Below are 22,182 nucleotides of genomic sequence, written 5' to 3' on the forward strand. Positions count from 1 at the left end.
TTATTTATAAGAGAGGTTAAATTATGAAAATCACAGTTATCGGGACCGGTTATGTCGGTCTGAGTCTGGCCACCTTATTGGCCCAGCACAACCAAGTCGTCGCTTTGGATATCGTCAAAGCCAAAGTCGATGCTATCAATGCCAAAAAAAGTCCGATCGTCGACCCTTACATCAGCGATTACCTGGCTAATAAGCCCTTGGACCTGCTGGCAACTTTAGATGCCGAAAAAGCCCTGACCGGAGCTGATTTTGTTATCATCGCTACACCGACCAACTACGATGAAAAGACTAATTCTTTTGATACCAAAAGCGTCCAGACCGCTATCAAAGAAAGTATCCAATATGCACCTGAAGCCCAGATCGTCATCAAATCGACGATCCCGGTCGGTTTTGTCGATCAGATGACTAGTCAGTACCCTAATGCCAGGATCTTTTTCTCTCCGGAGTTTTTAAGGGAAGGCAAGGCTTTATACGATAACCTGTATCCCAGCCGGATCGTCGTCGGTTCTTTTGATCAAGCCGGCCGCCAGTTTGCTGCCATGCTCCAGCAGGCCGCCGTCAAACAAGATATCCCGACTCTGTTTACCAGCAGTGAGGAGGCTGAAGCCATCAAGCTGTTCTCCAATACCTATCTGGCCATGCGGGTGGCTTATTTCAACGAGCTTGATACCTATGCAGTGTCTAAGGGTCTTTCTTCGCCTCGGATCATCCAGGGAGTTGGTTTGGACCCGCGGATCGGGGACTTTTACAACAACCCCAGCTTCGGTTACGGCGGCTACTGCCTGCCCAAAGACTCCAAACAGTTGCTGGCTTCCTATGAAGGGGTGCCCCAAGAACTGATGTCGGCGATCGTCAGTTCCAATGACACACGCAAAAACTACATTGTTTCTCAGATCAAGGCCAGAGCCGTTAAGACTGTCGGCATCTACCGGCTGGCCATGAAGGCTGGTTCCGATAACTTCCGCCAGTCTTCGATCATCGATGTCTTGGACCGGTTGGCCGCTGCTGGTCAACAGCTGATCATCTATGAGCCTAACCTGCAGGCCGCCAGCTTCCACGGTCAGCCGGTCGTTAAGGATCTCAAGCATTTTAAAGCACAGGCTGATCTGATCGTTGCCAACCGTTTGAGCTCAGAACTCAGCGACGTCTTAGACAAAGTCTACAGTCGAGACAGGTCGCATGAAGAGTGATCAACGAATAAAATTAGGGATCGTAACTATCAACTATTTGAATTGGAAAGATACGATCGAAATGGTAAACAGCCTGAAAGAACAAACTTTTCAGGCTTTTCGTTTAGTTATTATCGACAATCACTCTGATAATCTCTCTTTTGAAAAATTAAGCGAATCATTTTCGAATGATCCTCAAATATTTCTATTGCATACACGATCAAACTTGGGTTTTGCCAAAGCAAATAATCTAGGCATTAAATTTTTAAAAGAAAAATTTTCAATAGATAAAGTTTTTATAATTAATAATGATCTGATTTTTCGCGATCCTGATTATTTGGCTAATTTAATGAAAATTACTTATGGCAGCGATGTGGGGGCCATTGGAACTAATATTTTGGCTGGAGATGATTTTCAACAAAATCCAGTTTATGAAAATACCAGCCTGCTTTACCTTCTTGAACAAAATTGGGATTTTCTTTTCTGCCCGATCTTTCATTGGCGCCACAACCTGTTTAGAAAAATAAGTCAATGGACAGGCAGGCCGCGACCGGAAAAAGGCGATTTCAAAAAACAAAAGATCTTCATTCTCCATGGTTCGGCCATCTTGCTTACGGAGAATTACTTAAAAAGATCTGTCGGTTTTTACCCAAAGACTTTTCTCTATTTTGAAGAAAACATCCTAAAAATAATTTTTGATAAGTTAGGCCTAAAAATGCTCTATCTGCCGATTGATGGTATTTACCATAAAGAGGACCGTTCTTCAAAACTAGCAAAACAAGATGACTCGTTTAAAATAAAACTATTGACTAAGAATTCGCTTAAAGCTATTTGGTTAAAAATTTTGCCGCCTTATATCGTCAAAAAAATGATCAGTGATTAAAATCTATGCAAGAAATAAAAAAACAATTGAAAACCGGTGTTCTTTTCACCGCAATCGGTCAGTATGCCGGTGTTGTCTCTAATTTAATCGTCAGTATGGTCCTTTCAAGGATCCTTTCGCCTTCTGATTATGGGACATTGAATATCGTTCTAGTATTTTTGCCGTTTTTTCAAATGATATCCGAATTAGGAGTCGGTCCGGCGATAATCCAAAATCAAGATCTGGACGATCATGATCTATCATCTTTGTTTAAATTATTAACACTTGTGGCCTTATTCGTTAGCATAGCTTTTGGTATTTTTGGTTTTGGTCTATCTTGGTTTTATGGGCACAGTATATATATACCGATCGCATGGTTGTTAAGCATAAATATATTTTTCTCGATCATGTCTGTTGTTCCTGTGGCTATTTTAACCAAGGCACAGCAGTTTAAATTCCTTAACTTAGGCGGGCTCATGAATTATATTATTGGCAGTATTTTAGGCATTACTTCTGCTTTTGCCGGTTTTGGTGTTTATGCTTTGATAATTGGTTCTTCAGTACCGGCTGTATTGAACTTTGTATTTTATTACAAAACATCACATTTTAAACTTTTGCCGGGTTATAATAAAAAGTCATTTTCAAAAGTCAGCCATTTTTCTACCAATCAATTTGGTTTTGGTTTAGTGAATTATTTTTCTCGTAATTTAGATAATATTTTGGTTGGCAGGTTCTTTGGCCCTGCAGCATTAGGAAGTTATGGAAAATCTTACCAGATGCTTACATACCCGAATTCTATTTTGGTAAACGTGATCACACCCGTTATACAACCGATTTTGGCACGTCATCAAAATGATGTGGCTTTAATAAAGCGCGTTTATTCTAAAATATTGAAACTGCTTTTTTTGGTAGGTTTTCCTCTTTCCATTTTTCTATCATTAAACGCAGCTCCTTTGATTCATTTCCTTTTTGGCGGACAATGGGATTCGGCTATCCACCCATTTCAATTTTTATCGCTGGCTGTTTGGACACAATTGGTAGGTTCTACTATCGGTTCTATTTTTCAGGCACGAGATAAGACCAGGTATCTCTTTATTACCGGTGTAGCTTCAACTTTGCTTATAATTTTCGGTATATCTATTGGAATCTTTCTAGGCAATATCACAAATTTGGCGATGGTCTTATCTTTTGTTTTTGTACTTAATTTCTTTTACACTTTTTGGATGCTTACTAAATATGCTCTTGATACTAGCTTGGTCTTCGTATTAAAGATCGCTGTCAGACCTTTCTTGCTTTCGATTTTGCCAGGAGCGGCCTTATTCTTTTGGCTTCATTTTGGTTTTATTCCGTCTTCTGATTTTTTCCAGTTAGTTATCAATACTATTATTTTTGGTTTGGTATTTTTGGTTGAAATAATTTTAAGCGGCGACCTCAAATTCCTTTTTTCTTTTATTAGGAAAGAAAAGTGATCTTCAGTTTTTTAAAAAGATAATAAATTAGCCTAATGATATAATTAAGTTAGGCTTTTTTATTTATAAAAATGAAAAATAAATCAAAAATAACAATTATTTTGTCTTTTATCATATTTTTTGTTGTCATTATTGCGGTTGGTGCATATGCTGTTCAAAGAACCGGCTTTTTTAATGGTGTTCACCGTTCTTCTAGTTCTTCGGCAAATATTTCTTCGAGATCTTCGAACAAAAAAAGCAGCTCTTCAATGTCTAGATCGCGGAATAGCTCCTCTGCTTTACAAAGTTCCTCTTCCAATTCTGCTAGCAGAACTTCTCAAGCGAATGTATCTTGGTCTTCGATCGATCTAAATGATCAAATAGCGATTTTGGTCCAAGTTGCTTTTGCCAATAAAAATGGTTCTCCTGACCAACGATTCAGTTTTCAAAACAATTATTGGTCAATGACCGGTTCTGTGAATAACGGTCAGATCAACCGTTATGTTCCAAATACAGATAGTTTTTCAGGTATCTCTGACCTGTTATCAGCGAAAATAGTTATCGATCAGGGGCGTATATTAGTCACTAGACCGATCACCGCTCCATTTTCGATGACATTAGCGGATGCCGTTTCGCGTTTCTATAATTCAAACAGCAGAACTTATACCAGCCAAATTGCTTCAAAGGTCGTTCCTCCGGCTAAATTAGACCAGATGCGCTCGGGCAAGTAAAAAACAGCCATCTCGATTTTCTGCTATCATAGACAAAGATTCAGACTAAAAAATTATTAGTCATTAAGTTAGGGGCATTATTGATGAAAAAATTTTTTATTTGGCTTTTCTCTTTGTTGATCATAGCGGTTATTGGGATCGGAGGCTATGCTTGGTGGACTACTCATGGCGCGATCAGCCGTATGCACCAAGATAGCTCGATCCAAACAAAAGATAAAGCTGATAATCTGACAGGCAAAAAACGGCCGATCGCTTTGCTGCTGTTAGGGACCGATACCGGGGCACTGGGGCGTGATTACAAAGGTCGTACCGATTCGATGATGATCGCTGTTATAAATCCCAGGCAGAAAAAAACGACTCTTATGAGTTTGCAAAGAGATACGCCTATCACTGTTGATGGTCAAACTGTAAAGCTGAATGCTGCCTATGCGTACGGTTCAGCCGATTCTTCGATCCAGCAGGTCGAAAATCTTGTCAATATCAAACTTAATGGATACGCATTGATCAATATGGGCGGACTGGAATCGATCGTTGATTCGCTCGGTGGTGTTGATGTGACCTCTAACCTGACTTTTAGTGAATTTGGTCATTCTTTTGTCCAAGGACAGACTTATCATATGCAAGGCGATCAGCTTTTAGCTTATGTTCGTGAACGCCACCATGATCTGGCTAACGGTGATTATGGCCGCCAGATGCGTCAGCAGCAAGTGATCAAGGCCGTTTTAGCTAAGGCCGGCAGCAATCCTTCGACGATTTTTAATCATCGTTTTATCGATCTTCTTTCTAAAAATATACTGACCGATCTTTCGTGGAACAGTTTTCAAAACCTTGCTTTGAATTATCGTTCAGGCCTCGGCAATATTCAATCTGATCAAATGCGTGGTACTGGCGAAATGATCAATGGCCAGTCTATGCAGATAATGAGCCAATCTGAAAAAGACCGCGTGCACCAAGTTTTGACGGAGGCTTTGCGATGAATACCGCGGTCAGCGATGCAGAATACAAAAGATTGCTTGAAACTGCTGTTAAAGAACTTGATCGAGCCTATGTAAATTACAGTCATTTTCCGGTCGGAGCAGCCCTTCTAACTGAAGACGGCAGTATATTCGGCGGCTGCAATATCGAGAACGTTGCTTTTGGTTCAACTATGTGCGCGGAAAGAACGGCTATTTTTTCGGCCATCGCTGCTGGTCATCGTCGATTCAAAGCCTTATTAGTAACTGGGAAAACGGCCGATCCGATCTCCCCTTGCGGAGCGTGCCGGCAAGTTATGGTCGAATGGTTTCAAAAAGATATGCCGATCTATCTCACTAACGTCTCAGAAAAGAGCTTTAAAACTGATCTTGCACATTTACTGCCGGGATCTTTTGACGATCTCAGTTAATTAAAGAGTTTTTGGCAACTTTACGATATAATTTTATAGTACGCATCTGGAGGAATTAATGGTAGATATAATCAAGACCAATGCCGAATTTAAAGCCGGCAAAGGTAATAAAGGTACACTGACTTTTGAGATCCCGGCTGATCAGATCAATAGCGGGATCGATCAAGCTTTTAATAAACAAAAAGATCAAATAAATATCCCTGGCTTTAGAAAGGGACATGTATCTAAAGAGCTTTTTCTTGCCCGTTTCGGCGAGGAAGTCCTTTATGAAGACGCATTGAATGCGATCTTGCCTAACATTTATGATCAAGCGGTAAATGATGCTGATATCACTGTCGTTGGCCGTCCGCAGATCGTTCCTGATGATTTGAAAAAGGGCGGTCCTTGGAAGATCCATGCTGATGTTACCTTGGCACCGGCCGTAAAGTTGGGAACATATAAGGGTGTCGAAGTAGAAAAAGAGTCTGATGAAGTAAGTGATGAAGAAGTTCAAGCTGAATTAGAGCGTCAGGCTAAAGCTGAAGCAGAATTGGTCCCGGCAGATGATGGTCAGGCAGCTGAAAATGGCGACACTGTCGTTATCGATTTTGACGGTTCTGTTGATGGAAAACATTTTGACGGCGGCAAGGCACAGAACTTTAGTTTGAGCTTGGGTTCTGGACAATTCATTCCAGGATTTGAAGACCAATTAGTTGGCCACAAGGCTGGTGATGATGTCCAAGTCAAAGTTAAATTCCCAAGCGAATATCAAGCAAAGGAATTGGCCGGCAAAGACGCCATCTTTGATGTTAAGATCCACGAATTGAAGAAGCTGCAGACTCCTGCAATCGATGATGATTTTGCTAAAGATGTTGACGATTCAGTTGCCTCATTGGCAGAATTAAAAGCTAAGACAAAGGAACGTTTGGGCAAAAGCAAGTCTGAAAAGAACAAAGAAGCTTTTGAAGACGCAGCTGTCCAAAAAGTAGTTGATGAAGCCAAGGTCGAAGGCGATAAGCTTCCTGACGAACTTATCAAGGATGATATCGATCGCCAAACACAAAACTTCTTTAACAACCTTGCTTCACAAGGCATCAACCTGGAGACTTATTTCCGTATCACTGGCCAAAATCAAGAACAGCTGAACCAGCAGATCGCTAAAGAATCTCCTAATAGAGTAAAGACCAACTTGGTATTGGAAGAAGTTGCTCGTGCTGAAAAGATCAATCCAAGCAAAGAAGATCTTGATAAAGAAGTCAAGGAATTGGCCGCTGAATACAAGATCAATGAGTCGCAAGTAGAAAGTTCTCTTTCAGCCGGACTTTTAAGCCATGATCTTAAGATCCAAAGAGCAGTCGATGTGATCGTTAAAAATGCTAAAGCTGTTGCTCCTGCTAAAAAAGAGAGTGAAGACAAGAAGTGATAGGTTACGCCTATGATTAAAGACCTTGATAGGGTCTTTTTTATTTACCTTAAAAAACCTGTATAATATTCGCATGGATATGGAGTCAATGGAAACGATGCCGGCTTGCTCTTTTTGCGGTAAAAGACAAGACCAGGTCAAAAAACTTATAGCTGGACCAGGTGTTTACATTTGTGATGAATGTGTCGCTTTAGCCCAACAGATAATCGATCAGGAATTGGCTAGTGAAGATAAGCAAATGCTGATCAAAGATTTGCCAACACCAGTAGATATCGTTAAAAATCTGGATCAATATGTAATCGGTCAAACAGAAGCTAAAAAAACTTTGGCTGTGGCCGTTTATAATCACTACAAACGTATAAACGAAAACTTGGAACATAAAAGTGATGTCGAGCTTCAAAAATCAAATATACTGATGATCGGTCCGACCGGTTCAGGCAAGACTTATCTGGCACAGTCTTTAGCCAAAATGCTTGATGTTCCCTTTGCCATTGCTGACGCAACCACTTTGACGGAAGCCGGTTATGTTGGCGAAGATGTTGAAAATGTTGTTTTGAAGTTATTACAAGCAGCTGATTTTGATGTTAAAAAGGCTCAACAGGGCATAATTTATATCGATGAGATTGATAAGATCGCCAAAAAATCAGAGAATGTCAGCATTACACGAGATGTCTCTGGCGAAGGTGTCCAGCAGGCGCTTTTGAAATTGCTTGAAGGGACGATAGCTTCTGTTCCGCCTCAAGGCGGCCGCAAGCATCCGCAACAGGAATATATTCAGGTCGATACAAGCAATATATTGTTTATCGTTGGCGGTGCTTTTGATGGTATCGATAATATAATCAAAGACCGTTTGGGCGAATCGATGATCGGTTTTGGTCACCAAGACCAGCAGTCTAACGACCAGGCCAAAAAGGAAAATCCTTTACCCTTGCTGACTGATCGTGATGTGATCCAGTTTGGTTTGATCCCGGAATTTCTTGGCCGTTTGCCAATCATTTCAGTGCTTGATCCTTTAGAAGAAAAGGACCTTGTTGAAATTTTGACCAAACCAAAAAATGCTCTTGTCAAGCAATATCAATCTCTGATGGCTCTTGACGGGGTTGCTTTGGAATTTGAAGATGATGCCTTAAAAGAAATGGCCAAGTTGGCCATCGAAAAGAAATCAGGGGCACGCGGTCTGCGTTCGATCATTGAAGCCACGATGAAAGATACGATGTTCAAAGTTCCTTCAATGAAGGATGTTGAAAAAGTTATCGTTACTAAAAAAGCGGTTCAAGGAAAAGAAGAACCGAAATTGATCAAGCAAAATAAAGCGATAGCTTCCTGAAAAAAATAGTCCAGCATAGATATAATATATTTATGGCACGGATTATTAAAAATATTAAGATTTACAGCGGCGCAGATGTCATTGAAAATGGCTATCTGCGTTTTTCTGACAAGATCGAAGCGATCGGTAAAATGGATGATTTTCATGCTCAAGATGGTGATCAAGAGATCACTTATGAGCAAAAGGCCTTTATCGTACCTGGTTTTATCGATGTTCATACTCACGGAGGTTATGGCTTTGATACGATGGATGCCGATCCGGCAGCTATGGATATTTTTTCCGAGCATCTTCGTCATGAAGGCATAACCAGTTTTTTCCCGACCACCATCACCCAAACCAAAATTAAGATCGAAAAAGCGCTCAGGGCCGTTAAAGTATCTTATCGAAATAATCCTATGGTCGCCGGTGTTCATCTTGAAGGACCCTTCATAAATCCCGAAATGAACGGTGCTCAGCCTAAAGAATTTGTTTTGAGAGCTGATGCCGGACTTTTGAAATCATGGCAGATCGCATCCGGCGGATCAATAAAGTTAGTTACCTATGCACCGGAAAAAGCTGATTCGGCCTTTGAATCCTCCGTACACAATATGGGTGTCGTTCTTTCGGCTGGCCATTCTGATCAGTCTTATTTCAAAATGAACCGCGGTCAGACCTTGGCTTCGCACGTCACTCATTTATATAACCGCCAGTCGCAATTACAAGGCAGAGAGCCCGGCGTTAGCGGCTATGCTTTACTGACTCCGCCGGTAATGACGGAAATAATTTCTGATGGTATCCATGTCGCACCGGAAATGTTAAGTCTTGCCTATAAATTAAAAGGAGCAGGATCATTAGAACTAGTTACCGATTCGATGCGAGCCAAAGGACAAAAGGAAAACGAAGTCTCTGAATTGGGCGGTCAGAAAGTTACTATCAAAAATGGAGCTGCACGTTTGGAAAATGGTCATTTAGCGGGATCGGTCCTTAAATTTATTGACGCCTTTAAAAATATTCAAAAATTTACCGGCGCTTCGATCGAGGAAGCTGTTTTGATGGCTTCTGTTAATCAGGCTCATGAGTTTGGTCTTGAAGATGTTGGCGAATTGGCCGTTGGCAAAAGAGCTGATTTTAATTTACTTTCAGAGTCAAAACAGGAACTTGTAGATAACTTCTTGAATGGACAACCACTTTTAAAGGTGGGCGGTAAAAAATGAGTTCAACGCCTATTTTTTTAAGGATAAGAGATGATTTAGCTGCAAAAATAGATCAGGGACGTTATCAAGTAGGCGATCGTTTGCCTGCTGAACGGGTTTTAGCTGAGAATTATCAGGTGTCGCGGATGACTTTGCGTCAAGCGATCACAATGCTGGTCCGCCAAGGCAAGTTAGTACGCCGCCCGGGGTCGGGGACTTATGTTTCAGACCAAAAAACAGAGGTCGCTGAAAATTTGAAGGGTGTTACCAGCTTTACTGAAATCATGGAATCACAGGGGAAAAGGGCCAGTTCTAAATTTGTCTTGTTCAAACGCCATTTTCCTTCTGCGATCGAGGCTGCTAATTTGATGATCGATGCCAATGCACAAGTCGTCACCATCGAACGGATACGTTACGGAGATGGCGAACCGATCGCTTTTGAGATCGCAACAGTGCCGGTATCGATCGTTGGCAATGTCAGCCGCGATCAGTTGTCTGGCGGCCTTTATGAATATTTGGAACAACAGGGTCTGCATTTTGCCAAGGCGATCCAAGAATTTTCGGCGGTCATTCCCGATCAAGAGATCGACCAGCAGCTCAAACTTATGTCCGGTCAAGCGGCTCTCTTTCTTCGGCAGACTTCTTTTTTAACCGATGGACGGCCATTTGAATTTGTCAGAACTTATTATGCCGGTGATCGTTACCGCGTCTTTTTAGAGCGGAATAATCGTTGAAAGATCGGCAATAAAAAAACTCCTGTCTTGATTTTTTGAGATCGAGACAGGAGTTTTTTATTTTATCAAGACAAACCATGGTTGGTCTTTTTTGCCAAAAAATCACCGATCGCTTGAACCAAAAATATCAGTATCAGCAGCATCAACGTGCCGACCCAAACGACATCGTATTTCGATTGTTGACCAAAGGTCACGACTGTATTTCCCAAACCGCCGGAACCGATCGCACCGGCCATTGCCGTCAAACCGATCAAACTTATCAAAGTAACTGTGGAAACACGAATTATTTCCGGCAGACTCTCTTTGATGTAAATGCCGAGAATATCGCGATTATCTGAGCCTAATGCCTGTGCTGCTTCGATTTTTCCATAGTCAACAGCTTTTAAAGCGACTTGAACTTGCCGTGCGTAAAAAGGTGCAACTGATAGGCTTAAAGGCACTAATGCAGCTGTTGCTCCTAAAGTGGTTCCGATTATCAGATGGGTAAAAGGAGATATCACAAAAAGCAAGATTATGAAAGGGATCGCTCGAAAGATCGAAACTATTTTATCAGCCAGCCAGAAAATGGTTCGATTGGGCAAGATACCGTCATTATCAGTAATGATAAGGATAAGGGCAAAGATCAAACCGAGCAATCCGCCGGCGATCGCAGAAAAGAAAGTCATATAGAATGTTTGGTAGATCGACTGCCACCAGCCATAATCGCCGCCCCAGCCCATACTTACGACGTTAGGCAGGACTTTTTCCAACCATTGGATCATATTTGGCCTCCCTTGATTACTTTTATTTGAACCTTTTGTTCTTTAATAGCTTCCAAAGCTGCTTTTAAACCTTCCTTTTTACCGGTAAAGATAGCGATCAGATTACCTATCTGTGCTTTTTGGATCGATTCGATATTGCCGTAGAGGATATTAACGGTCAGATCGAACTCTTTTGATAAATAAGATATCAAAGGCTGGTCAGTCGCATTGCCGGTAAACTTCAATTCCACGAGCAGCTGGTCTTCTTTTAGTTTATCGAGATTCTGTTGTTCCAAGATCTTTTCTAATGCAGCTTGATTTCCGGAAGCTGTTTCGATAAATTCTTTAGTCAGGTCCCTTTGCGGATCAGCAAAAACTTTATAAACAGAATTTTGTTCGATGATCTGTCCCTGCTGCATAACGGCGACACGATTAGCAATATTTTTAACGACCTGCATTTCGTGGGTTATCAAAACGATCGTTAAACCGCGCTCTCGATTCAGTTGAGATAAAAGGTCAAGGATCTGCTGGGTCGTTTTTGGATCCAAAGCACTTGTAGCTTCATCTGATATCAAAATTTCCGGATCGTTAGCCAAGGCTCGGGCGATAGCGACTCTTTGTTTTTGACCGCCGGATAGCTGGGCAGGGTAGTTATGCAGTCTTTGCGTCAGACCAACTTGATCGATCAATTTACGGGCTTTTTCCAACTTTTGGTTTTTAGAAAGTTTTGCGTGCTTTAAAGCAAATAAAACATTGCCTAAAACGGTCGTTTGATCCAAGAGATTAAAATGTTGAAAGATCATGCCGACCTTTTTTCTTAATTCTCTTAGTTGGCTGCCCTTGATCAGGACCTGCCCGTTTTTGACCGTTTGGACACCGGTGATCGAAATCGATCCGCTCGTCGGCTGATGCAGTAAGTTTATCAGCCGGACCAGAGAAGATTTACCGGCACCGGAATAACCTACGACGCCAAAAACTTCGCCTTTTTCAACCTTAAAGCTGGCATCTTTGACGGCATCTATCTTTTGACCGGCGTTGTCGAATTGGACGCCGACATTTTTAAAATCGATGATCGGTTCACTCATAACTTTTGATTAATTCCTTAATAAAATCTATATGATCAAAATAATCTTTTATCCTGACGTTCTCATCCGGAGCATGGTCGGCCGAATTCGGATAGCCAATGCCGACAGCAGCGATCGAAGAGTGGAAATTTTCGTCAAAATAAGCCATTGGGCCGGTACCCTGGGATGTCGGCAACAGTGCCAGATCACCTTGATAAACTTTATGCATAGCTTTTAAGACGCGCTCTATTTCAGGACTGCTTAAATCAGAACGATAAGGGTCTTCTCCTAAAGTATAGACGGCTTTAACATTGTTAAAGCCCTTATTTTTTAAGAAATCAACAACTTTATCAAAAATATCTCGCGGTTTTTGATCCGGGACCAAGCGGATCTCTAATTTGGCCCTTGCTTCTGCCGGCAAAACCGTTTTAACACCATTTTCTTCATAGCCGCTGCTGATACCTTCAATATTCAATGCTGGTGAAAAGTACAGCGACTGCAATAGTTTGGCCCGTGTTTGGCTGTTTAACAGCGGGGCGCTCAGTTTAAAGCTTTTTACCAGCAGCTGAGCGTCAATAGTTGAATATTTTTCAACGAGCTGTTTTTCGCGATCGCTTGCTGGACGGACTTGATCATATACACCGGGAACAGCGATCCTGCCATCCGGGTCACGCAAACTATTGATCGCAGATGTCAGCTGCCAGGCGGCTGAATCAACGACTGGAGCATAGCTGGAATGGAGATCTCTTTGAGCTGTCTTTGCAACGAGGTCGAACGTAACGATCCCTTTAGTACCGCCGCCGACTTCTTGCTGCTCGTTTTGGTTGTAACCGCCGGATTCCCAGATCACCAAATCATTTTCAAGCGATCGACGGTGTTTTTTCAAATAATTTTCCAAACCGCGAGAAGCAGTCTCTTCAGAACCTTCAACAACAAAAATAATATTTACCGGCAGCTGGTCTTTTTTATCCTGCAAATATTCAGCCAAAGCAGTTATTCTTGCTAAAAGGTTGCCTTTATCATCATCGACACCGCGGCCATACAGCTTTCCTTCTCGTTCTGTCAGAGTCCACGGATCGCTGTGCCACAAGGCAAAAGGTTCTGCCGGCTGGACATCGTAGTGATTGTAGATCAAGAGTGTTTTAGCGTTTTCTTGATTGGAATCAAATTTAGCTATCACCAGCGGAAATTCAAATTCATCATCGATCTCAACTCGGTTTGCTTTTAATTCTTCGAAAAAGCCGGCAATCAGATTGCTGGCCTCCTTCAAACCGGTATTTTTAGCAGAAACACTTGGTATTTTGATCAATTTTGCTAGTTTATCTAAATATTCTTGACGAATTTTAGTTGTTTCGACCATATTGCACCTCTCTAGATTTTATTTCAGTTTGATATCCCAAGCTGATTTTTCTGTACCATCGCTGTATTGCTTGATCAGCTGTTTTACTTTTTTCTGCTGGAAGCCCTTGATTATGGTTCTGATCGCACGATATTTGGCCTTGTCCTGCTTGTAGTCAGGACGGGCTGCAATGACGTTGATCCACTTTCTTGATGCCTTGTTGACCGGTTCAACGTAGATAGCAGAATTATATTTGATCCCGGCAGCTGAAACGAAGGTGTTATTGATGAAAGCTGCATCAACTGAATTCAAAGAGCGGGCAGTTTGATCTGCTTGAACCAAAGTTATCCTCAAATGCTTAGGGTTGCTGGTTATATCTGCCGGCGTAGGCAGGGCGGCTTTTTTCAACTTTATCAAACCTGCTGTCTGCAAGGCTGTTAAAGAACGGCCTTCGTTGGTGGCGTCGTTTGGAATAGCGATCTGAGCGCGCTTTGGCAAACTGCGGACGCTCTTATAACCTTTTTTGGTATAAAGACGGATCGGTGCGATGATAGTGCGGGCGATCGGCTTTAAATTTTGATGATTTTGTTTATTCCAGTTATCCAAAAAATAATAGTGCTGAAATGAATTTATATCGATGTCTTTATCGGCTAAAGCACGGTTTGGCTGACTATAATCAGTGAACTGAACGAATTTTATCTTGACGTTTCCGTGCTTTTTTGCATAATTTTGGACTGCGCCCCATTCAGCTTTGCCCTCATCGTCTAAAGTCATTACCCCTAATTTAACAGTGGTCTGTTTTGCTTTAGCAGAAGCAGATAAGCTGTTTTGTTCTGAAACAGACAATGCGATCGCTCCCGATGCGGCAAAGGCTAATGTGAAGATGGTTATTTTTTTAGCTAATTTGTTCTTGATTTTCATGATATTTGATTACTCTCCTGATTTTACGATTTCAAATAAAAAAGCACTTCTGTAAATACAGAAGTGCTGGACACGTTACCATTCTGAAAAGTCTTGACCAGTTGCCTGATCAAGCTTGCTAACCGGCAGCTTTATGCAGATGGGCAGAAGCTAGCGGCGTGTCTGATAACGGGGACCAAGCCGTTTTTTACTGGCGGTAAACCGTTTGTAAAAACCGATCACCGGCCATAACAGTCTTAAACCCTTCTGCCGGCTTGCAGCAAATGCCGACTCTCTAGCTATAAAGGACTGAAGACTCACCGGATCGAGTCGTTTGAAATCTATGCATAAAAATATAAAACAGATGCAAAGAATGTCAACTAAGTTGACTAATAAAAGTTAAAAACGGTTGACGTTTGAGATCAAGATGCCGCCAACGACGACGAGAATGGAACCGATGATTATTTTTATCATTTGATCGGACGTCTTCTTTTCGCCAAGGATATAGATACCGCCAAAGGTACCAACGATAACTCCCATTTGCGAAAGTGTCGTAGCTGTTGCTTGACCGATATTTGGGTTGGCTGCAGAAATAAACATGAAGAGATTTCCGGCGCCCCAGACAAGGCCTGTAACGATGTTTTTCCATGTTGGTTTGTCAAACATGGTTTGGATCTGTTTATATATAAAGATAACGATCAAAAACCCGCCGATCACTTGTCCGATCGCTTGCGGTCCAACAACCGCAGTCATGTAGTCGACACCATGATTAGCATTATGGATAGAACTGCTGATAAAGCCAGTCCTGACCATCAAATTCGGAAAAATGAAATAAAGCATGAAACCGATCGTTGACACTAACAAAGCGATAAGGCCGTGAATGAATGATTCTGGGCGTTCGCGGTTATTTTTTTTGTCCGCTTTTGATTTAGCTGAAGTAAAGATCGCTCCGGCTGTGACCATGATGATAGCGATCAAACCCAATATCCAAGAGCTGATCCTATGCCAATCGCCTAATAAAGCGGCAGCAAGCAGAGCGTTGCCGACGATTTGTCCGGCAGTAGATATTGGATATGCTAGGGAAACACCCATATCTTTATAGGACGTCAGCTGACCTGCCATGCCGACGGCCCAAAAAATACCTGAGAAAAATCCAACGACCCAGATATGAGAAGTTACTGCGATCCCGTTTGGCAAAACGAAAAAAAACATCGTTGCCAAACCAAAAATCAGCGCACCAAAAGTAGTACCAAGTGTTTGTTGGGCTGCTGATCCGCCCATTTTCGTGTTAAAAATCCCTGTGGAGCCCCAAGCTAACGCAGGAATCAAAGCAATGATAAATTCCATATTAAAAAGACTAACCCCTTGTTTTTTTGCTGTTAAAAAAACAACAATAGCAATTATTATCCACCAAAAAGTAAACCCTTTCAAGGTAAACTGTCAATTTTTTTAAAAAATTATGTTAAAACCTTTTTATCTTATTGTTTTCAAAAACTTTTGCTAGAATTATTGGCAAGCATGGGAGGCTTAAAATGAAGATTTTAGTTTATGCTGCTTTCGGCGAGGAAATGAAATATATCAAAAAATTTGCCGCCGAAACCGGCCATCAGGTTGATACGATCCCGGATGCCCTGACAGAAAAAAATGTTGATGCTGCCAAGGGGTATGATGCGATCTCAACACAACAAACAAGTGCAGTTCCAGATGCTGTTTATGCGAAATTAGTTTCCTTCGGCATAAAACAGATCACTATCCGTCAAGTCGGTTATGATATTTTGAATATCCCGCTTTTGCGTAAAGCCGGTCTGCGGGCATCGAATGTTGCCGCATATTCACCGCGAGCGATCGCTGAATATACCTTGACCCAGCTGCTTAATTTGCTAAGGCATAATAAACAGTATTACCGAGCCATTGAAAAGGGTAATTGGAAGTGGTCTGCTGCTATACCCGCTGCAGAAGTTCATCAGTTGACGATCGCAGTCATCGGCGCTGGCCGTATCGGCTCGGCTTTTGCTGAAATGCTGCATGCTTTAGGAGCTAGAATTTTGGCTGTCGATCCTGTTTATCATGCTCAAAACGAAGCATTTTTGCAATACACGGATCTAAAAGATGCTTTAGCACAGGCAGATGTAGTTACTTTCCACACGCCGCTCAACGATCAGACTATTGGTATGGCTGATGAACGATTCTTCGCGCAGATCAAAAAAGGCGCCTTGCTTTTGAACTTTGCTCGCGGGGCTTTAGTCAAAACACCCGCTTTGATCCAAGCACTTGAATCGGGACGATTAGCCGGTGCTGCTTTAGATGTACTGCCTAATGAAAATCTTTTTATGGATAAGATCCAAAATCCCAATGACCTGCCTGATGATGTTCAAAAACTTTTGTCGATGGACAATGTTCTTCTTTCGCCGCACGTTGCCTTTTATACTAATCTGGCGATTAAAAACATGGTCTACATCGCATTGAACGATGCAGTGGCTTTATCTCAAGGAAAAGATATCGAAAACGAGATCTTTCATTAAATCAGCACAAAATAAAAACGCCGTCGGCATTATCGCTTACGGCGTTTTATTTTAATGATGGATCATCATTAAAGGATCTGGCAGAATTCGATCGTTTCTTGGTTAGGACCAAGAATATTAAAGAAGCGAATACCCTTTTTCCAAAACGAAGGAATCGACTGGATCTCTTTGTCAACAAGGTTCAAGCCTTGTTTTTTAGCCTCAGCAAAAGCCTTGTCGACGTCGGTAGTGTTCAGAGAAATGTGATTGATCGCACCTGCTTTTTTTGCAGTTGGATCGCCTTCCCAAGTTTCAATGGTCAGGTTTCCCAGCCTCATAAAAGCACAGCGATTTGCACCATTTTTGAATAGGCCGGCTTGATCAAATCCTAATGATTCATAAAATTCGATCGTTTTATCTAGATCTGCACTTGGGATGCCGACATGTTGTATCCCAGTAATATAATCACTTACAGCCATAAACTACCTCCTAAAATATTTAAAAATATCTGATCACTCTACTTTTCCGACATCAACAGCTTGATGTTTCAATTTTGGAAAGACCCATTTATCTGCAATACCGGTCACCCCGCCTTGGAACAGAAAGGCAAAAATCGTTCCTAGACCAAAGTTAGTAAAGTTGTGAGTAATGATCAAGGCGATCACTGCTAATACCGTTGGCGGAACATATGAGATCCACATAGCAGTAGCAGCACGGCCTTTGAAGTATTTGAACCTTAAGATCTGCATCAGATCATCAGCTGGATGCAAAACCAGGTTTACTCTTTGATATATCGAAATAGCAGTTCCGATCAAGACGACACCGAAGAAATTCAATAAGATGTACAAGAAGACCATTAAGGGGTTGGTGGCCTCTGGCAATCCACTGAAAATGTTTGAGTAGCGTCCTAAAAAGAAATCTGCAAATACTTGGATCAAAGCTGAAAAGGGAATCATAAACAACATATTTCCAATAGCCCGTTTCCAAGAGAAAGAACCCACTAAGACCGAATTAAGTATGATCGTAAGGATCCCGACGATGATAAATGCCCAGAAAAGATTCCAATGCAAGGCAGCACCGAAATTAGCGGTCGCTGCAGTCCAGTACGCCGATCCTAAATATGACGGATGTATCTTAGAACTCGTTACCAGTGTCAGTACGTTTCCTGCTGAATTGATGACTAGAGAAAGAACAAAATAGGCTAGGGAACTGGACATTGAAATCGTTCTTTTTGTTTGAACCTTCATATCTGATTTAGCTCCGCTTTCCTCTGTCCGATTCAATTTTTATTCTCCAACTTTAACGACTGCTTTACTTACACCTTTGGCCGTTCCATCAAGGTATTGAGTAACTTGGTCGAGACTTGGTTCGTGACTGATCAAAGGCAAGATGTTCAATTTTCCGCTGGAAAGAAGTGCCAGAGAATCTTCAAATGCATCTGGGTTGATAAATGAACCTTGAATAGTCAATTGCTTTTGGTAAACCTCATAAGTGTTCATCTTGAATTCCTGATTTGGTTTTCCGACACCGAACATCAGAACTTGAGCACCCTTAGTCGTTGCATTGACGGCTTCTTCTTGAGTTTGCGGCAGACCAACAGCTTCGATAACGACATCATAATCAGAAGGTATCTTGTCGCCTTTAGCAGTATTGAATGTGTTGGTAACACCGAACTTTTCCTTGTTCAAGGCCAATCTATTTTCTTCGATTCCGGCAAAATCAACTTGATGAACACCGTAAGCCTGCAAGATCTGAACGAACAATTGTCCCATAAAGCCGTCACCGATGACCAAAGCTTTCTGATATGGAGTTAATTTTAATAGCTTGATACCATGTACGGCACATGAGATCGGTTCAGTTGCTGCAGCAGCTTTTAGCGGAACATTGTCAGGTACTTGATATACCTGAGTCGATGGGGCAGTGAAGTATTCTTCAAGACCGCCGTTTCTGGTAACACCTACGGCAGAAAGGTTGTCACAAAGCTCTTTTCTTCCTGTACGGCAGTAACGACATTGTCCGCAGTAGATATTAGGATCGACTGTTACTCGATCGCCAACTTTGACATCGGTAACTTTTGAACCGACTTTTGCCACGATACCAGAATTTTCGTGACCTAATACGATTGGCGGAACAGCTGCAGCAGATCCTGGCAGGCCATTGTACAAAGCGTGGTCAGTACCGCATATGCCAGCGTATTTTGTTTGGATCAAAACTTCATCATCTTTGATCTCGGGAGTGTCGACGTTTTCGACGACCATTTTTTTTACGTCAGTCAATACTAAAGCATTCATATTTTATTTAACCTCTTTTTAAACGTTTATCAATTTGTTGCCAATAACAAGCGGTGCTCTAAACCGCTCATCAATGTGAAATAACTCACGAGTTAATTATAGCACCTTTGTGAATAAGATATCAAAAATTTCTTTATTTGCGATATTCGAGCAATGCTAATGCGAAATCACCAAAAGTTGCTGAACCGTTTTCTTTTATCGCTGGCATGACGATATAATCTTCAAGTTTGCCGACATTGATGTAGCCGTTCATGAGCTTATCGAACTGGCCGCGGACTTTTTTAAGAAACTCTTCGCTGACGACACCGCCGCCGAAGACGATTTTTCCCGGTCTCAGCGTTAAGGTCACTTGGATAGCTGCTTGAGCAACATAGAAGGCCATGATATCCCAAACATGATCGGTCAGTGGAACATCTTGACCCTTTTTACCAGTCCTAGCTTCAAAGGTCGGTCCAGAAACCAGTCCTTCCAGACAATCGCCATGATAAGGGCAGATCCCCTTAAAATCGAGATCATCGGGATGGCGCTTGAGTCTTACGTGGCCCATTTCCGGGTGGCCAAGGTCGCCAATGAATTGTCCATTAACGATCGCACCAGCACCTACTCCGGTACCGATCGTGTAATATACAAGCGAATTCAAATGTTCATTGAACAATGTTGAAATAACGTATTCGCCATAAGCTGATCCGTTAACATCTGTCGTCCAATGAATAGGAACGTCAAAGGCCTTTTTGATAGTTCCGACGAAGTCTACATCGGCCCAGCCCGGTTTTGGCGTGTTAGTTATATATCCGTATTTTGGCGAATTTTTTCTCAATTCGATCGGGCCGAAAGAGGAGATACCGATTGCTTTTAAATCATCGAATTTTTTAAAATAGTCGATGCATTTTTGTAAGGTTTCTTCTGGTGTGGTCGTTGGAAATTGAGTTTTGTCCATCGTCCGATAATCTTCATTTCCAACCGCACAGACAAACTTGGTCCCGCCTGCTTCAATGCTTCCTAATAACAATTTTTCATGCCTCCTAATCGTTGATCGATGGTCATTGATCATCCATTTTCTGAAGTAATAATTATTTGGTACTGTTTGTTTGTTACTTCATTAACACTTACGTTAGCGCTTTCATAAAAAGCTGTCAAACCCCTTCGAAACAAAAAAAGACCATTCTTTTGTGAATCAGTCCCTTTAAAAAAGTCGATGGTTTTGATAGAGCCCTTCGCGAATAAATAAAATTTCACAAAAAAATCCCGCTATTTCAGCGAGATTTCAGATCGATCGTTCACTTATATTTGTTTATGATATCTGTTAATTGTTTTTGGTTGTGTACACCGACGACACGATCGACGATCTGGCCGTCCTTTTTGATTATCAATGTCGGGATAGCCCTGATGCCGAGATCGCTGGCTGTTTCTTTATTTTGATCAACATCGACTTTACCAAATTTTACGTCTGTCAATTCATCGGATAGTTTTTCAAGGATCGGTGATTGGATCTTGCAAGGTGTGCACCAAGTTGCCCAAAAATCAGTGACTGTCAGACCTGATTCTGTGTTTGTTTGAAAAGAATTTGAATCTAATACTGTAACTGCCATAACTAACTCCTTTGCCTCTTAATTATAATTATACTTACTTTCGATAAGCAGAGCAAATATTCAAGCTTGATTTAATGCTTAACAATATATATACTTATTCAAAATTTATAAATTTTGTGAGGGTTTGTTACATTGGAGAATGAAAAGAAGCTTGAGAGAAACTTTGGTTTTTTCGGCACATTATCTTTAGTCGTCGGAACTGTGATCGGTTCCGGTATTTTTTTCAAACAAGGTCAGGTCTTAAGTCAAGCTGGGACTGTCACCGTGGCACTTTTGGCTTGGTTTGTGGGCGGAGTGATAACTTTAGCCTCCGCTATGTCAGTCTCTGAATTAGGTTCTGAGATGCCTAAGACAGGCGGGATCTATCTATACATCAGCAAGATATTCGGTCCTTTTCTCGGCTTTTTGTCTGGTTGGATGCAAATATCTTTTTATGGACCAGCACTGATCGCTTCAGTCTCATATTTCTTTTCAACTTTATTCGTTGCCTTTTTTAGACTCCCTTTGACGACGAATTTTCTCGGTATTGGTTTTAGAACTGTTATTTTAGTTGCTGTTGCTGCTTGTATTTTGATAGCACTGATGAATATGTTTGAAAATAAGGTCAGCCGTGCTTTCGCTATTACGACGACCAGCTTAAAATTGATCCCGATCGTCGCATTGATACTATTTGGTTTGTTTTTTAAAGATCCTGGTAATAGTCAAGATGCTTTTAATATTTTTACTGAACAAGTTGGACACGGTAATTTTGGTGTTGCGGTACTTTCGACCTTGTTTGCCTATGATGGCTGGGTCATTATTGCAAACCTGGGCGGTGAAATAAAAAATCCGCAAAAAACTTTGCCAAGAGCTGTTACTACAGGAATATTCGTTGTTTTGATCGCTTACGTGGGAGTTTCTTTTGGTGTTTTTAATTCTCTGCCAGCACAAAGGATCATCGATCTGGGCGATCAAGCTCCCTTCCATATCATGGGTCAGGCTTTTGGATCGCTGGGCGGCCGCTTGATGGATATCGGTGTGATGATCTCTGTTATCGGGACCTTGAATTCAAAGATCCTCAGTTTTCCAAGAGTCGTGTTTAAAATGGCGGATGAAAAAAATTGCCCTTTTCTAATGCTCTTCACCGCCTAGGCAAAAAATCACGGACGCCGAACAATGCCACCATCTTAGAAATTTTGATCGCCGTCTTATTATTGAATGCATTTTCATCAACACAAGATTTGTCCGACTGGCTGGTTTTTGTGAGTTTTTTGTTTTATCTTTTATCTTTCTTCGGTGTTTTTGTTCTTCGTCATCGTCTTCAAAGGCGGCCGCGTTTCTCGACACCATTTTTTCCGTTATTTCCTTTAGTGGCGATCGCAGGGACCCTTTTTATTGAAATATCTACTTTAGTGAATGCTTTTCAAGATAAAACCGGTACGCAGTTATTCGGCATCGGTGTTTCATTATTGATCGTTGCTTTAGGTATTCCTATTTACTACATTTCAGCTCGGCCTGTAAAGAAAGTCGGCCAATCTTCTAAAATATAA

The 22,182-nt window shown here is 41.5% G+C and carries 21 protein-coding genes and 1 pseudogene; 12 read left to right on the top strand and 10 right to left on the bottom strand.

The genetic code is table 11. The features are described 5' to 3' along the window. The first annotated feature begins 23 nt into the window (after nt 1-23). The 10 genes from ACKP2L_RS01055 to ACKP2L_RS01100 all read left to right on the top strand — a co-directional run bounded on the left by ACKP2L_RS01055 (nt 24) and on the right by ACKP2L_RS01100 (nt 10,229). On the top strand, nt 24-1,190 hold the full coding sequence (locus ACKP2L_RS01055) for a nucleotide sugar dehydrogenase (protein ID WP_439425542.1): 1,167 nt from the start codon (nt 24-26) through the stop codon (nt 1,188-1,190). After that, entirely contained in the window at nt 1,180-2,052 is an 873-nt protein-coding gene (locus ACKP2L_RS01060; RefSeq protein ID WP_439425543.1) for a glycosyltransferase, read from the top strand. The genes ACKP2L_RS01055 and ACKP2L_RS01060 overlap by 11 nt, the downstream gene beginning before the upstream one ends. Before the next feature lie 5 nt (nt 2,053-2,057). Next, nucleotides 2,058-3,500: a lipopolysaccharide biosynthesis protein gene (locus tag ACKP2L_RS01065; RefSeq protein ID WP_439425544.1), complete on the top strand. Its 1,443-nt coding sequence runs from the start codon at nt 2,058-2,060 to the stop codon at nt 3,498-3,500. Nucleotides 3,501-3,571: 71 nt separating this feature from the next. Then, a complete protein-coding gene (locus tag ACKP2L_RS01070) occupies nt 3,572-4,210 on the top strand; it encodes an RNA polymerase (RefSeq protein ID WP_439425545.1) in 639 nt (212 codons plus the stop codon). 83 nt (nt 4,211-4,293) lie between these two features. Further along, nucleotides 4,294-5,187: an LCP family protein gene (locus ACKP2L_RS01075; RefSeq protein WP_439425546.1), complete on the top strand. Its 894-nt coding sequence runs from the start codon at nt 4,294-4,296 to the stop codon at nt 5,185-5,187. Next, nucleotides 5,184-5,594 (top strand): cytidine deaminase, encoded by a 411-nt coding sequence (locus ACKP2L_RS01080; protein WP_439425547.1) that lies wholly within the window; start codon nt 5,184-5,186, stop codon nt 5,592-5,594. The genes ACKP2L_RS01075 and ACKP2L_RS01080 overlap by 4 nt, the downstream gene beginning before the upstream one ends. A gap of 58 nt (nt 5,595-5,652) precedes the next feature. Continuing rightward, nucleotides 5,653-6,996: a trigger factor gene (tig, locus tag ACKP2L_RS01085; protein WP_439425548.1), complete on the top strand. Its 1,344-nt coding sequence runs from the start codon at nt 5,653-5,655 to the stop codon at nt 6,994-6,996. A gap of 73 nt (nt 6,997-7,069) precedes the next feature. After that, complete coding sequence (clpX, locus tag ACKP2L_RS01090) at nt 7,070-8,323, top strand: ATP-dependent Clp protease ATP-binding subunit ClpX (protein ID WP_439425549.1); 1,254 nt, start codon at nt 7,070-7,072, stop codon at nt 8,321-8,323. Between the two features lie 32 nt (nt 8,324-8,355). Continuing rightward, nucleotides 8,356-9,516, top strand: coding sequence for an N-acetylglucosamine-6-phosphate deacetylase (gene nagA / locus ACKP2L_RS01095; protein WP_439425550.1), 1,161 nt, complete (start codon nt 8,356-8,358; stop codon nt 9,514-9,516). Further along, a complete protein-coding gene (locus ACKP2L_RS01100) occupies nt 9,513-10,229 on the top strand; it encodes a GntR family transcriptional regulator (protein ID WP_439425551.1) in 717 nt (238 codons plus the stop codon). Before nagA ends, ACKP2L_RS01100 begins: the two co-directional genes overlap by 4 nt. A gap of 65 nt (nt 10,230-10,294) precedes the next feature. Here the strand turns inward: ACKP2L_RS01100 and ACKP2L_RS01105 are convergent, their stop codons facing one another. The 5 genes from ACKP2L_RS01105 to ACKP2L_RS01125 form a co-directional block, all read right to left on the bottom strand. Continuing rightward, a complete protein-coding gene (locus ACKP2L_RS01105; protein ID WP_439425552.1) occupies nt 10,295-10,990 on the bottom strand; it encodes a methionine ABC transporter permease in 696 nt (231 codons plus the stop codon). After that, on the bottom strand, nt 10,987-12,054 hold the full coding sequence (locus ACKP2L_RS01110) for a methionine ABC transporter ATP-binding protein (protein WP_439425553.1): 1,068 nt from the start codon (nt 12,052-12,054) through the stop codon (nt 10,987-10,989). The genes ACKP2L_RS01105 and ACKP2L_RS01110 overlap by 4 nt, the downstream gene beginning before the upstream one ends. Next, a complete protein-coding gene (locus tag ACKP2L_RS01115) occupies nt 12,047-13,393 on the bottom strand; it encodes a M20/M25/M40 family metallo-hydrolase (protein WP_439425554.1) in 1,347 nt (448 codons plus the stop codon). Before ACKP2L_RS01115 ends, ACKP2L_RS01110 begins: the two co-directional genes overlap by 8 nt. Before the next feature lie 18 nt (nt 13,394-13,411). Then, entirely contained in the window at nt 13,412-14,293 is an 882-nt protein-coding gene (locus ACKP2L_RS01120; protein ID WP_439425555.1) for a MetQ/NlpA family ABC transporter substrate-binding protein, read from the bottom strand. A gap of 378 nt (nt 14,294-14,671) precedes the next feature. Continuing rightward, entirely contained in the window at nt 14,672-15,619 is a 948-nt protein-coding gene (locus tag ACKP2L_RS01125; protein ID WP_439425556.1) for a GRP family sugar transporter, read from the bottom strand. Between the two features lie 185 nt (nt 15,620-15,804). Here ACKP2L_RS01125 and ACKP2L_RS01130 point away from each other — a divergent pair, with 185 nt between their 5' ends. Then, entirely contained in the window at nt 15,805-16,794 is a 990-nt protein-coding gene (locus ACKP2L_RS01130) for a D-2-hydroxyacid dehydrogenase (RefSeq protein WP_439425557.1), read from the top strand. Nucleotides 16,795-16,862: 68 nt separating this feature from the next. Here the strand turns inward: ACKP2L_RS01130 and ACKP2L_RS01135 are convergent, their stop codons facing one another. From ACKP2L_RS01135 to trxA, 5 genes are all read right to left on the bottom strand, one after another. Beyond that, nucleotides 16,863-17,252 carry a VOC family protein gene (locus tag ACKP2L_RS01135; RefSeq protein WP_439425558.1) on the bottom strand — a complete coding sequence of 130 codons (390 nt, stop codon included), beginning with the start codon at nt 17,250-17,252 and terminating at the stop codon, nt 16,863-16,865. Nucleotides 17,253-17,285: 33 nt separating this feature from the next. Next, nucleotides 17,286-18,020, bottom strand: coding sequence for a fructose permease (locus tag ACKP2L_RS01140; RefSeq protein WP_439426180.1), 735 nt, complete (start codon nt 18,018-18,020; stop codon nt 17,286-17,288). Nucleotides 18,021-18,059: 39 nt separating this feature from the next. Beyond that, on the bottom strand, nt 18,060-19,064 hold the full coding sequence (locus tag ACKP2L_RS01145) for a zinc-dependent alcohol dehydrogenase family protein (RefSeq protein WP_439425559.1): 1,005 nt from the start codon (nt 19,062-19,064) through the stop codon (nt 18,060-18,062). A 133-nt stretch (nt 19,065-19,197) separates the two neighbouring features. Next, nucleotides 19,198-20,073: a fructokinase ScrK gene (gene scrK, locus ACKP2L_RS01150; protein WP_439426181.1), complete on the bottom strand. Its 876-nt coding sequence runs from the start codon at nt 20,071-20,073 to the stop codon at nt 19,198-19,200. A 268-nt stretch (nt 20,074-20,341) separates the two neighbouring features. After that, on the bottom strand, nt 20,342-20,653 hold the full coding sequence (gene trxA / locus ACKP2L_RS01155) for a thioredoxin (protein ID WP_439425560.1): 312 nt from the start codon (nt 20,651-20,653) through the stop codon (nt 20,342-20,344). A 132-nt stretch (nt 20,654-20,785) separates the two neighbouring features. On the opposite strand from trxA, the pseudogene ACKP2L_RS01160 reads away from it, so the two are divergent. Then, nucleotides 20,786-22,182, top strand: a pseudogene (locus ACKP2L_RS01160) (APC family permease).

Origin of the sequence: Oenococcus alcoholitolerans, assembly GCF_051852995.1 — a bacterium.
Taxonomy (GTDB): domain Bacteria; phylum Bacillota; class Bacilli; order Lactobacillales; family Lactobacillaceae; genus Oenococcus; species Oenococcus alcoholitolerans.